This is a genomic window from Bacillus sp. 0209A, assembly GCF_036765095.1.
GTDB classification, from domain to species: Bacteria; Bacillota; Bacilli; order Bacillales; family Bacillaceae; genus Bacillus; species Bacillus subtilis_G.
The window spans coordinates 396,483-408,349 of record NZ_JBAIZV010000003.1 but is presented as its reverse complement, the minus strand read 5'-3'; the positions used below and the strand labels follow the sequence as shown (position 1 = coordinate 408,349).

13 protein-coding genes and 1 riboswitch are annotated in these 11,867 nt (G+C 44.1%); of the genes, 7 read left to right on the top strand and 6 right to left on the bottom strand.

Translation table 11 applies throughout. The annotated features are described in order from the left end of the window. Nucleotides 1–18: 18 nt before the first annotated feature. Nucleotides 19–804 (top strand): biofilm matrix protein TasA, encoded by a 786-nt coding sequence (gene tasA, locus V6D44_RS12795; RefSeq protein WP_087990695.1) that lies wholly within the window; start codon nucleotides 19–21, stop codon nucleotides 802–804. 91 nt (nucleotides 805–895) lie between these two features. On the opposite strand, the gene sinR is transcribed toward tasA, so the two are convergent. The 4 genes from sinR to V6D44_RS12775 all read right to left on the bottom strand — a co-directional run bounded on the left by sinR (nucleotide 896) and on the right by V6D44_RS12775 (nucleotide 4,110). After that, on the bottom strand, nucleotides 896–1,231 hold the full coding sequence (gene sinR / locus V6D44_RS12790; protein ID WP_003226345.1) for a transcriptional regulator SinR: 336 nt from the start codon (nucleotides 1,229–1,231) through the stop codon (nucleotides 896–898). Between the two features lie 33 nt (nucleotides 1,232–1,264). Continuing rightward, nucleotides 1,265–1,438 (bottom strand): anti-repressor SinI, encoded by a 174-nt coding sequence (gene sinI, locus V6D44_RS12785; RefSeq protein ID WP_087990694.1) that lies wholly within the window; start codon nucleotides 1,436–1,438, stop codon nucleotides 1,265–1,267. A gap of 183 nt (nucleotides 1,439–1,621) precedes the next feature. Then, nucleotides 1,622–2,416: a YqhG family protein gene (locus V6D44_RS12780; RefSeq protein ID WP_253268418.1), complete on the bottom strand. Its 795-nt coding sequence runs from the start codon at nucleotides 2,414–2,416 to the stop codon at nucleotides 1,622–1,624. Between the two features lie 20 nt (nucleotides 2,417–2,436). Beyond that, complete coding sequence (locus V6D44_RS12775; protein ID WP_253268417.1) at nucleotides 2,437–4,110, bottom strand: DEAD/DEAH box helicase; 1,674 nt, start codon at nucleotides 4,108–4,110, stop codon at nucleotides 2,437–2,439. Nucleotides 4,111–4,278: 168 nt separating this feature from the next. After that, nucleotides 4,279–4,380: riboswitch (glycine riboswitch) on the top strand. Between the two features lie 172 nt (nucleotides 4,381–4,552). Here V6D44_RS12775 and gcvT point away from each other — a divergent pair. Genes gcvT through gcvPB form a run of 3 tightly spaced genes read left to right on the top strand, consistent with a single transcriptional unit; the run spans nucleotide 4,553 to nucleotide 8,476 of the window. Next, on the top strand, nucleotides 4,553–5,641 hold the full coding sequence (gcvT, locus tag V6D44_RS12770) for a glycine cleavage system aminomethyltransferase GcvT (RefSeq protein ID WP_087990691.1): 1,089 nt from the start codon (nucleotides 4,553–4,555) through the stop codon (nucleotides 5,639–5,641). 29 nt (nucleotides 5,642–5,670) lie between these two features. After that, nucleotides 5,671–7,017, top strand: a complete 1,347-nt coding sequence (gene gcvPA / locus V6D44_RS12765) for an aminomethyl-transferring glycine dehydrogenase subunit GcvPA (protein ID WP_253268416.1) — start codon at nucleotides 5,671–5,673, stop codon at nucleotides 7,015–7,017. After that, on the top strand, nucleotides 7,010–8,476 hold the full coding sequence (gene gcvPB, locus V6D44_RS12760; protein WP_202327204.1) for an aminomethyl-transferring glycine dehydrogenase subunit GcvPB: 1,467 nt from the start codon (nucleotides 7,010–7,012) through the stop codon (nucleotides 8,474–8,476). The genes gcvPA and gcvPB overlap by 8 nt, the downstream gene beginning before the upstream one ends. Before the next feature lie 36 nt (nucleotides 8,477–8,512). On the opposite strand, the gene V6D44_RS12755 is transcribed toward gcvPB, so the two are convergent. After that, nucleotides 8,513–8,893 (bottom strand): rhodanese-like domain-containing protein, encoded by a 381-nt coding sequence (locus tag V6D44_RS12755; RefSeq protein WP_014664580.1) that lies wholly within the window; start codon nucleotides 8,891–8,893, stop codon nucleotides 8,513–8,515. Between the two features lie 190 nt (nucleotides 8,894–9,083). Here V6D44_RS12755 and lipM point away from each other — a divergent pair, with 190 nt between their 5' ends. The 3 genes from lipM (at nucleotide 9,084) to V6D44_RS12740 (ending at nucleotide 11,450) form a co-directional block, all read left to right on the top strand. Continuing rightward, nucleotides 9,084–9,920: an octanoyltransferase LipM gene (gene lipM, locus V6D44_RS12750; protein ID WP_087990689.1), complete on the top strand. Its 837-nt coding sequence runs from the start codon at nucleotides 9,084–9,086 to the stop codon at nucleotides 9,918–9,920. Nucleotides 9,921–10,019: 99 nt separating this feature from the next. Then, nucleotides 10,020–10,448 carry a transcriptional regulator MntR gene (gene mntR / locus V6D44_RS12745; RefSeq protein ID WP_003236923.1) on the top strand — a complete coding sequence of 143 codons (429 nt, stop codon included), beginning with the start codon at nucleotides 10,020–10,022 and terminating at the stop codon, nucleotides 10,446–10,448. Nucleotides 10,449–10,574: 126 nt separating this feature from the next. Continuing rightward, on the top strand, nucleotides 10,575–11,450 hold the full coding sequence (locus V6D44_RS12740; RefSeq protein ID WP_087990688.1) for a patatin-like phospholipase family protein: 876 nt from the start codon (nucleotides 10,575–10,577) through the stop codon (nucleotides 11,448–11,450). Here the strand turns inward: V6D44_RS12740 and V6D44_RS12735 are convergent. Next, entirely contained in the window at nucleotides 11,447–11,842 is a 396-nt protein-coding gene (locus tag V6D44_RS12735; RefSeq protein WP_003226367.1) for an SA1362 family protein, read from the bottom strand. The genes V6D44_RS12740 and V6D44_RS12735 overlap by 4 nt on opposite strands. Nucleotides 11,843–11,867 lie beyond the last annotated feature (25 nt).

Here is an 11,867-nt window from a genome sequence, read left to right as displayed (position 1 = left end):
ATAAAAGGGGAGTTTGCCATGGGTATGAAAAAGAAATTAAGTTTAGGAGTGGCTTCGGCGGCATTAGGATTAGCTTTAGTAGGAGGAGGAACATGGGCAGCATTTAACGACATTAAATCAACGGATGCTACTTTTGCATCAGGTACACTTGATTTATCTGCTAAAGAAAATTCAGCGAGTGTTAACCTGTCAAATCTAAAGCCGGGAGACAAATTGACGAAAGACTTCCATTTTGAAAATAACGGCTCACTTGCGATCAAAGAAGTATTAATGGCACTGAATTACGGTGAATTTAAAGCAAACGGCGGCAGCAATACATCTGCAGAAGATTTTCTCAGCCAGTTTGAAGTGACTCTATTGACAGTTGGAAAAGAGGGCGGCAATGGATACCCGAAAAATATTATTTTAGATGATGCAAACCTCAAGGACTTGTATTTGATGTCCGCTAAGAATGATGCAGCAGCTGCTGAAAAAATCAAAAAACAAATTGACCCTAAATTCTTACATGCAAGCGGTAAAGTCAATGTAGCAACTATTGACGGTAAAACTGCTCCTGAATATGATGGTATTCCAAAAACACCGATTGATTTTGACCAAGTCCAAATGGAGATCCAATTCAAAGACGATAAAACAAAAGACGAAAACGGGCTAATGGTTCAAAATAAATATCAAGGCAACTCAGTGCAGCTTCAATTCTCATTCGAAGCGACACAGTGGAACGGCTTGACAATCAAAAAGGAACATACTGATAAAGACGGTTACATTAAAGAAAATGAAAAAGCGCACAGTGAGGATAAAAATTAATAGCAATAAAAAAGACATGGCCCAGTATATCGAGTACTGGGCCGTTTCTATGTTGATTGACAAAAGAGGAGTCAGTGCCTCTGCTCGGGCACTACTCCTCTTTTTGAGATTTTCTCCATTTTTGATAATCTAAAAATTCACGAAATTGTTTTTTCGATACCCCGGATGTCATTGCATCGCGAACCAATTTCTCCCATTCACTATCTAATTGACCATCGTATTCGGTTTCATGTTTCTCATCGAGCAAAGTATGAACCGAGACGTCCAGAACAGCGGAGACTTTTTCGAGAAATTGAATGGAGGGGTTCGTTTGTAGATTTCGTTCTATTGAGCTTAAATAAGACTTCGCTACCCCAGCTTTTTCAGCTAGTTCTGATAGTGAGTAGCCTTTTTCTTTTCGGTATTGTTTAATACGCTGGCCAATCAATGTCATCACCTTCCTTGTGATATTATAGCACATTCAGAAAGGATTTACGGTATGACTTCTGGCTGCCGGACCAGGATGAGCAGACTTTTTGTTTAAAAGTAAATATTTTCGTATTTCTTCCGGGCTGATATTTGCCTCTTTGGCTTTCATCATCAATTTAACCCATTCTTGATCTAATTCGAAGTGCTCTTGTTTTGCATTTTTCATGCAGTTTCTCCTCCTAAAATACTTGTTTATGTATTTCAGCCAGTCCGGCCATGACTCATTGTATGCCTTCAGCGTCTCTGGAAGTCATTTGCCATTGAAATTGCCAGAATTTTTTTCCAGTATACCTTTATTATAATCGCATTTTTTCAAAAAAAACGAGAACGATGTCGAATGTTAAAAAAGTTAGCTTGAAATATTATTTTGCAAATAAAATAATCCGCCATTTTCAATTTCCACCAATATCTTTGGTTGATACAAGGATTTCAGCGCCTGTTTTTCTAGATGATACTCTTCTGGTTTTTCTTCTACATGCTCATAAAACTTGTCAAGCAATGACATATCATTCTTCCACCTGTTTACCGCCTGTTCTGCCCAGTCTGACGGCTCCTGCATGGCGGATTTAGCAATATAGTTTTCCATCCGCGTAAGGCCGCTTGCTGGTTTGATCATAGGCGATATGGTGAAGCAATAGTCGCATATTTGCGACGTCAATGAAAGGTGTGTCAGCTTGCTTTGAAAATGTTCAATTATGGTTCCAGAGACTAGATGAAGACCTAGTGACAATAGCTTATCCTTTTTCATGTCGGACTGGTATGAAATCGTGACATTTATACCAAGCCAAGGCTGAAGTGGGACTTTGGCTCCGGCTGATTCAATTTTCTCATACATTCTGGTAAATCTCCCATTTTGTTTAACAGCTTTGAAAATTTGAAAGAGGCGCGGCGCCCCAAAATAAATAAATTCGCCATCTAGGTCTTTTGGAGCGGTGTCCTTATCTGTAATAAAAGTGATTTTCATTGGATTCGGATCGCCGCCTGTCTTCTCGCGCCAGTGCCAGTAGAAAGGGCGGTTCATGATCTGTTTGTCCATTTCAACTGTAAGCTGCACTGTCATATAGCCGGAACCTTGATCGACGATCGGGCAGCTGTTTGCCTGAAAAAAACGAAGTAGAAAATCGTGAATCTCTTGCTGTCTCACTTATAAAACCTCCTTACAGGCTAAGATCCTCTTTTTTCAGCAGGCTGCTGTTTTTTATAAGACAAAAATGAAGTTAAGTTGTCCATTTTGATTTTTATGTCTTCCTCTGTTGCTGAATGGCACAAAATATCGTGCAGATGTTCTTCAAAATTGTTCACTTGAATTTTCGTTAATATATCATCAAGTTCGCCGACCACTTTTTCAAACAGGTGAATTTTTTCATACAGGAGCTTTAAAATATGCTCTTCCACAGTATGTTTTGTCGCCATGTTGTAAATGTGCACGTCACGTTCCTGTCCGAGCCTGTGAATTCTTCCGATTCTTTGTTCAAGACGCATCGGATTCCATGGCAGGTCATAGTTGATCATGTGATTGCAAAATTGCAGGTTAATCCCTTCTCCGCCGGCTTCAGTTGCAATCAGAACCTGGACTTTTTCGCGGAAAAGATCCTTCATCCAGTCTTTTTTCCCGCGTTTAAATCCGCCTCTGAACGGCACGGAGCTGATGCCGTTTTGCTGAAGGAACCATTGGAGGTGAATCTGGGTTGCCCGGTATTCTGTAAAAATGATGACCTTATCGTCTATCTTCTTGATCAGATCAACGACTTGCAGCGCTTTAGAGTTTTGTGTGACTTGGTTGATGCGGTCTATTAAAACCGAAATGGTGCGTTCATCAATGGCCGGTGCTTGTTTTTCTTTTTGATCAAGCATTTTTTTCAGCGTCATATATACCGCTTCTCTGCTCGAACAGCATTCTCTTTGCAATGTCATAATCGAGAACATGCTGGCCGGCTTATTGATGCCTTCTTTCAGGCGGGAAATTTCATCATAAAGCGCCTGCTCTGATGGAGAAAATTCAATCGGCACTGTTTCAACATGGCGCTGTTTCCAAGACAGCCCGGTATCATGCCGCCTGTTTCGGATCATGACTTTATTCACAAGATCTTTTAAATGTTCATGCGCTTCTAAACTGGATTTCTTGTTAGCGAACTCTTCCTGAAAGTGATTTTGGCTGCCTAAATGGCCGGGTTTTAATAAGGACACCAAATTGAAAATTTCTTCAATACGGTTTTGAATTGGCGTCGCGGTAAGCAGCAGGCAATATTTTTTTACGAGACTCCGGACAAATTCATAGTTCTTCGTTTTGCTATTTTTCAGTTTGTGCGCCTCATCAATAATCACGAGATCATATGGGATTGACAGCACGATTTCACGGTGGGGCGAGCGCTTTGCGGTATCGATTGATGAGACGACAATATCGCATTGCTCCCACACATAGCTTTTTTTTTGTTCAACAGCCGGGATCAAAAATTTTTCCTGAAGCTCTTTGACCCACTGTGATACAAGGGAAGCGGGCACAAGGATCAACACTTTTTTGGCTAAACCGCGAATCATATATTCTTTTAGAATCAGTCCCGCTTCAACCGTTTTCCCAAGGCCTACCTCGTCTGCTAAAATCGCTTTCCCGTTCATTTTTTCAACCACTTTTTGCGCAACCTCAAGTTGGTGCGGGAGCGGCGTAAAGGAAGGCAGGTATAAAGGGGCCCGTAAGCCTTCAAATTCAGGAATGGCTAATGTTTTCTGGATTTCTGCAGAAAGCTTGTACAGTTCCCAGTTCGCCCACGGGCCATCATGTTGAAGCCTTTCAGCGAATTCATCAGGCCATTTTGCATCGTAGATCATTTCAGCGTCCATTGTTTTGAAACCGCCTTTCTTATTCTTCGATTCTTAAAATGCACAATATAAGAAAAATCTGCCCAAATTGCTGTTGCCCAGCATATAGTGATGGTGGTAGGATATGAGTATGTATTTGATGTAAGATATTGCTATAGTATGTCCATAACAGCATGAAAATATGAGCGAATGACAGCAAGGGGAGAGACCTGACCGAGAACTTCGGGATACAGGCGCCGAAGGAGCAAACTGCGGAGTGAATCTCTCAGGCAAAAGAACTCTTGCTCGACGCAACTCTGGAGAGTGTTTGTGCGGATGCGCAAACCACCAAAGGGGACGTCTTTGCGTATGCAAAGTAAACTTTCAGGTGCCAGGACAGAGAACCTTCATTTTACATGAGGTGTTTCTCTGTCCTTTTTTGTATGTTTTTTTAGCTGCGCCGTTAAAAAAGGGGAGGAATTCGATGCTGAAAAGAACGCCGTTATTTGACCTGTATAAGGAATATGGAGGGAAAACGATTGATTTCGGGGGCTGGGAGCTTCCTGTTCAATTTTCTTCTATAAAAAAGGAACACGAGGCTGTCCGAACTGCGGCCGGGCTGTTTGATGTATCTCATATGGGAGAGATCGAAGTGTCAGGAAACGATAGTCTGTCTTTTTTGCAAAGGCTGATGACCAATGATGTTTCCGCGTTAACGCCAGGCCGTGCGCAATATACGGCGATGTGCTATTCGGATGGCGGAACCGTCGATGATTTACTTATCTATCAAAAAGGTGAGAACAGTTATTTGCTGGTCATTAATGCATCTAATATAGATAAAGATTTGGCTTGGATGAAAGAACATGCCGCAGGTGATGTGCAGATTGATAATTTGTCTGATCAGATCGCGCTCTTAGCTGTACAGGGTCCAAAAGCAGAAACAATCTTAAAAACGCTTACGTCTTCAGATTTATCTGCATTAAAGCCGTTTGCGTTTATCGATGAAGCTGATATCAGCGGCTGCAAAGCACTTATTTCGCGCACCGGCTATACGGGTGAGGACGGGTATGAAATTTACTGCCGCAATGAGGATGCTGTGTATATATGGGGACAAATTATTGATGCGGGGGAAGCATATGGGCTGATTCCATGCGGTCTCGGCGCACGCGATACTCTCCGGTTTGAAGCGAAGCTCCCGCTTTACGGCCAGGAGCTGACCCGGGATATTACACCGATTGAAGCAGGTATAGGCTTTGCCGTAAAACACAAAAAGGAGTCTGATTTTTTCGGCAAGTCAGTATTGAGTGAACAAAAAGAAAACGGAGCAATGAGGAAGATTGTCGGTCTCGAAATGATCGAAAAAGGGATACCGCGGCACGGATATGAAGTGTTCTATAATGGCAAGCCTGCCGGAAAGGTGACAACCGGCACGCAGTCGCCGACCTTTGGGAAAAACGTCGGCCTTGCCCTAGTTGCTGCGGAAGCGAGTGAAATCGGGACAGTTGTAGAGGTGGAGATTCGCAAAAAATTAGTGAAAGCAAAGGTTGTTAAAACACCATTTTATAAACGCTAATATTTTTTCTTGGGGAGAGGAGTCAACACATGAAGCACCGTTATTTGCCCGCAACAGAAGAGGATAAACAAGAAATGCTTGCCGCTATCGGCGTAAGGGGCATCGATGAACTATTTGCTGATATACCGGAAAACGTCAAATATAAAAAAGAGTATCAAATCAAAAAAGCGAAGTCAGAAACGGAACTCACAAGAGAACTGACAAAGCTGGCCTCTAAAAATAAGGATACCTTACAACACGCGTCTTTCTTGGGAGCGGGTGTATATGACCACTACCAGCCTGTGATTGTGGATCATGTTATTTCACGCTCTGAGTTTTATACGGCATATACGCCCTACCAGCCGGAAATTTCGCAAGGGGAGCTTCAGGCCATTTTCGAATTCCAAACGATGATCTGTGAGCTGACAGGAATGGATATCGCCAACTCCTCTATGTATGACGGCGGAACAGCCTTGGCGGAAGCGGCAATGCTTGCTTCCGGTCATACGAAAAAGAAAAAAATCGTTGTGTCAAAAACCGTGCATCCTGAATCGAGAGAAGTGCTGAAGACATATGCAAAAGGTCAGTATATTGAAGTCGTTGAAGTTCCCGCTGCAGATGGCGTCACCGATCTTGACGCTTTGCGCCAAACCGTTTGCGAGGATACAGCCGCAGTGATCGTTCAGTACCCGAATTTTTTTGGCCGGGTCGAGCCGTTAAAGGATATTGAACCTATTGCTCATCAAGGGAAATCCATGTTTATTGTGTCAGCCAACCCGCTTGCGTTAGGCCTGCTCGCTCCGCCGGGCAAGTTTCAGGCTGATATCGTCGTCGGCGATGCGCAGCCTTTCGGCATTCCATCAGCATATGGCGGCCCGCATTGCGGCTTTTTCGCCGTCATCAAAAAATTAATGAGAAAGATGCCAGGCCGTCTCGTCGGACAAACGGAAGACGAAAATGGAAAAAGAGGCTTTGTGCTTACATTACAAGCAAGAGAACAGCATATCCGCAGGGATAAAGCGACATCAAATATATGCTCGAACCAAGCTTTAAATGCGCTGGCAGCTTCTGTCGCCATGACAGCTCTCGGGAAAAACGGCGTAAAAGAAATCGCCCGCCAAAATCTCCTAAAAGCCAACTATGCAAAGCAAGAAGCAAAAAAAGCGGGCCTCCCCGTCATATTTGACGGACCGATGTTTAATGAATTTGTCATCAAACTGGATGAACCGGTGAAAGCTGTGAACCAACGTTTGCTGGCAAAAGGCATCATCGGCGGATACGATCTTGGGCTGACGTATCCGGAGCTGGACTGTCATATGCTGATTGCTGTAACGGAGCTGAGAACAAAAGAAGAAATTGACGCACTCATTCAGGAATTGGGGGATCGCCATGAGTAATCAAGATCAGGCACTTATTTTTGAGCTTTCCAGAAAAGGCCGCATCGGCTACAGTCTGCCGGAGCTCGATGTACCGGAAGTCGAATTGGAGGACCTCTTATCAGACACCTATATTCGTGGCGGGGACGCAGAGCTGCCGGAGGTGTCGGAGCTGGATATCATGCGCCATTATACAGCGCTGTCCAAACGGAATCACGGGGTGGATTCAGGCTTTTATCCGCTCGGTTCTTGCACAATGAAATACAATCCGAAAATCAATGAAAAAATCGCGCGCATTCCCGGTTTTGCTGCAATTCATCCTCTTCAAGATGAAGACACGGTGCAAGGCGCTTTAGAGCTTTTATATGATTTAAGTGAGCACCTCGAGGAAATTACGGGAATGGATGAGGTTACGCTTCAGCCAGCTGCCGGGGCGCATGGCGAATGGACGGGGCTGATGATGATCCGCGCCTATCATGAAGCGCGCGGGGATTTCAAGCGGACGAAGGTCATTGTTCCTGATTCCGCGCACGGGACAAATCCTGCTTCAGCGACAGTAGCTGGCTTTGAAACGATTACGGTGAAATCGAATGAAAATGGGCTTGTCGATCTGGAAGATTTAAAAAGATCAGTGAATGAAGAAACTGCTGCTCTTATGCTGACGAATCCGAACACGCTTGGCTTGTTTGAGGAGCAGATCACCGAGATGGCGGAAATTGTTCACCAAGCGGGGGGGAAACTGTACTATGACGGCGCCAATTTAAATGCGGTTTTAAGCAAAGCGAGACCGGGCGATATGGGATTTGACGTAGTGCACCTCAACCTGCATAAAACATTCACTGGCCCTCATGGCGGCGGAGGTCCTGGCTCAGGCCCTGTCGGTGTAAAAAAAGATCTGATTCCTTATTTGCCAAAACCAGTTTTAATCAAAAAGGAAGGCCGCTTTACATTTGATGATGACCGCCCTCATTCGATCGGCCGCGTAAAGCCGTATTACGGCAACTTCGGCATCAATGTCAGAGCGTATGCGTATATCCGCTCCATGGGGCCTGACGGGTTAAAGGCTGTTACGGAGAACGCAGTGTTAAACGCCAACTATATGATGAGAAAGCTCGCGCCTTATTACGATCTTCCGTTTGACCGTCATTGCAAGCATGAATTTGTATTGTCAGGTAAGCGGCAGAAAAAGCTGGGGGTGCGTACGCTTGATATAGCAAAACGGTTGCTCGATTTCGGCTATCACCCGCCTACGATTTATTTCCCGCTTAATGTTGAAGAATGCCTCATGATTGAGCCGACAGAGACGGAATCAAAGGAAACCTTGGATGTGTTTATCGACGCTATGATTCAAATCGCAAGAGAAGCGGAGGAGAATCCGGAGATCGTCCAGGAGGCGCCGCATACGACAATTGTAAAAAGAATGGATGAAACAAAAGCGGCGAGACATCCAGTGCTCAGGTATGAGACGAAAGAGAAGTGAAAAAAACAGCTGTCTGTAAAAAGACAGCTGTTTGCTTTATTTCTTTGCCTTAATCTTTCCGCCCCATTTTTTAAAGCCGCCTTTTAGGTTGTAAATCTCAGTGCAGCCGTTTTTGCGCAGGGTTTGTGCCGCGCGTCCGCTGCGGACGCTGTTTTGGCAGTACAGATAAACAGGCTTGTCCGGACGGATTTCATTTTTTCTCTGTTTCAGCTGGGAAAGCGGGATGTTGCGGGCGCCTAAAATATGCCCGCCCTCAAACTCATTTGGTTCACGGACATCAATGAGCTGCGCTTTTCGGTAACCCGCGCGGAATTCTTCTTCCGTAAGTGTTTTCATAATTCGCTGCTGATAGACATATGAAGCAATCATATACACGATAAACGCAGCAAAAATAATCAAAACGATCATATTAGACAATGTGATTCTACTCCTTTAGCATATAAAATCAAAACCCTGTTTTGTAAAACAAGGCCATAGAGCCGTTTTCGACAAATACTATTATAGTAAAGCATGGCGCGATTGTCATCCATAATGAAACGAAAATATTTTTCATTTTCCCGGCAGTTTGATAAACTAATTCTATTAAAACGGTAAGGAAGGTCTCAAAATGGAAAAAGAAACTTGGCGGTTTATAGACTCAGGCAATGCAAATCCTGCATTCAATATGGCGCTTGATGAAGCGCTTTTATATTGGCACAGCGAAGAAAAAATCCCCCCGGTTATCCGTTTTTACGGCTGGAATCCGGCGACTCTTTCTGTAGGGTATTTTCAAAATATTAAAAAGGAAATCAATTTTGAAGCCGTACATAAGTATAATCTCGGATTCGTCAGACGCCCGACCGGCGGGAGAGGTGTGCTGCACGATCAGGAATTGACATACAGCGTGATTGTTTCAGAAGAACATCCCGAAATGCCGGCAACGGTCACTGAGGCATACCGGGTCATTTCAGAAGGCATACTCCAAGGCTTTAGAAATCTTGGTCTGGACGCTTATTTTGCCATTCCGAGAACTGACAAAGAAAAAGAAAGCTTAAAAAACCCGCGGTCATCCGTTTGTTTTGACGCGCCCTCATGGTATGAGCTAGTGGTTGAGGGACGCAAGGTGGCGGGAAGCGCGCAAACGAGGCAAAAAGGCGTGATTCTTCAGCACGGCTCCATTCTGCTCGACTTGGATGAGGACAAGCTGTTTGATCTGTTCTTGTATCCGAGTGAAAGAGTCAGAGAGCGGATGCAGCGCAATTTCAAAAATAAAGCGGTTGCCATTAATGAACTCACTGAAAAACAGGTAACGATGGATGAGGCCCGTAAAGCCTTTAAAGAAGGATTTGAAACAGGCCTTAACATTCATTTGGAGCCATACGAACTATCTCAGGAAGAGCTTGATTTTGTACATCACTTGGCAGAAACAAAATACGCTTCAGATGAATGGAATTACAAGCGGTAAACAGGGCTTTTGGCCCGCGGAGCATCCTTGTTTTTTCAAGTTCATTAGTGTAAACTTGTAATGGTTTATAAAGTTAAGGTGCTTTTTGGGAGGGTTTCGATGACGACACCAAGTATGGAAGATTATATTGAACAGATTTATATGCTGATTGAAGAAAAAGGATATGCACGGGTTTCCGATATTGCGGAAGCATTGGCAGTCCATCCCTCCTCTGTAACGAAAATGGTTCAAAAACTAGATAAAGACGAATATTTAATTTATGAAAAATATCGCGGTCTCGTGTTAACGTCTAAAGGGAAAAAAATAGGCAAACGGCTGGTATACAGACATGAATTGCTTGAGCAGTTTTTAAGAATCATTGGTGTTGATGAAGAGAAAATATATAACGATGTCGAAGGAATCGAACATCATTTAAGCTGGAACAGCATTGATCGCATCGGGGATCTTGTTCAATATTTTGAAGAAGATGATGCTCGTAAAAAAGATCTGAAATCAATCCAAAAGAAAACAGAACATCATAATCAGTAAAAAGGCGGTCTCGAAGGAGGCCGTCTTTTTTTGATTCGCTGCGCCGCGCGTCATTCGTTGGTCTATTTCTTCGCATGTTTTCTTAAAATGGTAATAAACGATTGAATGGAGGGGGAGGGGAATGAGATGTATATTGACGGTGTATTTTCCGGCGGCGGAGTAAAAGGCATTGCCCTGGCAGGCGCTTATGAAGTGCTTGAGGAAAAAGGCTTCCGCTTTAAACGGCTTGCGGGTACAAGCGCGGGCGCAATTATAGCCGCTTTCATTGCCTCAGGTTACACCAGTAAAGAAATCCATGCTTTAATTGAAGAAGTGGACGGAGAGAAATTGCTGGACCAGCGGTACTCATTTCTCCCCTTGAAAATGCTTCAGTGGGTGTCCATTTACTGGCGTCTTGGCTTATATAAAGGCGATACGATAGAAAAATGGATTGCTGATCTGTTAAGAGCGAAAGGCATAAGGGTTTTCGGTGATTTGCAGAAGGGGTCTCTGCGCCTTATCGCTTCTGATCTGACAAACGGCACCATGATTGTTTTGCCGGACGATTTGGTCCGTTACGGGTTAAATCCCGATATGTTTCCGGTTGCCAGGGCGGTAAGAATGAGCTGCAGCATTCCGTATTTCTTTGAACCGATAAAATTAAAAACGGACACAGACACCGCCACGGTTGTTGACGGAGGGGTGTTAAGCAATTTTCCCATCTGGCTGTTTTCAAAGGAAAGAAAACGCCCTGTTATCGGTGTGACGCTTGCACCGCGGGAAAGGGAGCGTCCGCGAAAAAATATCCGCAACGCATTCGAACTGTTCGGCGCCCTGTTTGAAACGATGAAGGATGCACATGACGCAAGGCACATTGCGTCACGCTATGAACAAAACATCATTTTTCTCCCGGTTGATGACATCATGGCGACCGATTTTCATTTAACACAACAAAAAAAACTAGCCCTGATTGAGCTAGGTAAAAGACGGACAGAGCAGTTTTTAAAACAGTGGACCTATTAAAAAAGCGCTCTGTTTTTCTTTTTATTTTTTTTCCCTTCTATAACAGTCAGCTGAGTCTGGCTTTTTTTCTTGAGAATCATCGGCTTAGGCTTGCTGGCGCTCGGAACGCTGCGCAGGTGGCTGACACGTCCCTTATGTCCGGCGCGGTGCTTTGCTTTTTGTTCTTTCATCCGGCGCCGGGATTGTTTCGCCGCTTTTTTGAAGGCCGCTCCTTCGCTGCCCGCATTTCGATTCATTACATATTTCACAATAAAATAAATAATGATACCTGCCACGATGACGGTTACCGCCATTTTTGCCATTTCTCCGGGATTGGTTACCAGTACATAGAGGAAACCGAACGCTCCCAGCGCAATTAATACAGCAATAATAGGTTGTACACGATGATTCATAACTGTCCACCTCCGAAAGTAATAG

Bases quoted from the DNA above. Each gene is read 5' to 3' on its own strand.
- tasA (WP_087990695.1), top strand. From the start codon at position 19: ATGGGTATGAAAAAGAAATTAAGTTTAGGAGTGGCTTCGGCGGCATTA.
- sinI (WP_087990694.1), bottom strand. From the start codon at position 1,438: ATGAAAAATGCAAAACAAGAGCACTTCGAATTAGATCAAGAATGGGTT.
- V6D44_RS12775 (WP_253268417.1), bottom strand. From the start codon at position 4,110: ATGGACGCTGAAATGATCTACGATGCAAAATGGCCTGATGAATTCGCT.
- gcvT (WP_087990691.1), top strand. From the start codon at position 4,553: ATGCTGAAAAGAACGCCGTTATTTGACCTGTATAAGGAATATGGAGGG.
- gcvPA (WP_253268416.1), top strand. From the start codon at position 5,671: ATGAAGCACCGTTATTTGCCCGCAACAGAAGAGGATAAACAAGAAATG.
- gcvPB (WP_202327204.1), top strand. From the start codon at position 7,010: ATGAGTAATCAAGATCAGGCACTTATTTTTGAGCTTTCCAGAAAAGGC.
- lipM (WP_087990689.1), top strand. From the start codon at position 9,084: ATGGAAAAAGAAACTTGGCGGTTTATAGACTCAGGCAATGCAAATCCT.
- mntR (WP_003236923.1), top strand. From the start codon at position 10,020: ATGACGACACCAAGTATGGAAGATTATATTGAACAGATTTATATGCTG.
- V6D44_RS12740 (WP_087990688.1), top strand. From the start codon at position 10,575: ATGTATATTGACGGTGTATTTTCCGGCGGCGGAGTAAAAGGCATTGCC.
- V6D44_RS12735 (WP_003226367.1), bottom strand. From the start codon at position 11,842: ATGAATCATCGTGTACAACCTATTATTGCTGTATTAATTGCGCTGGGA.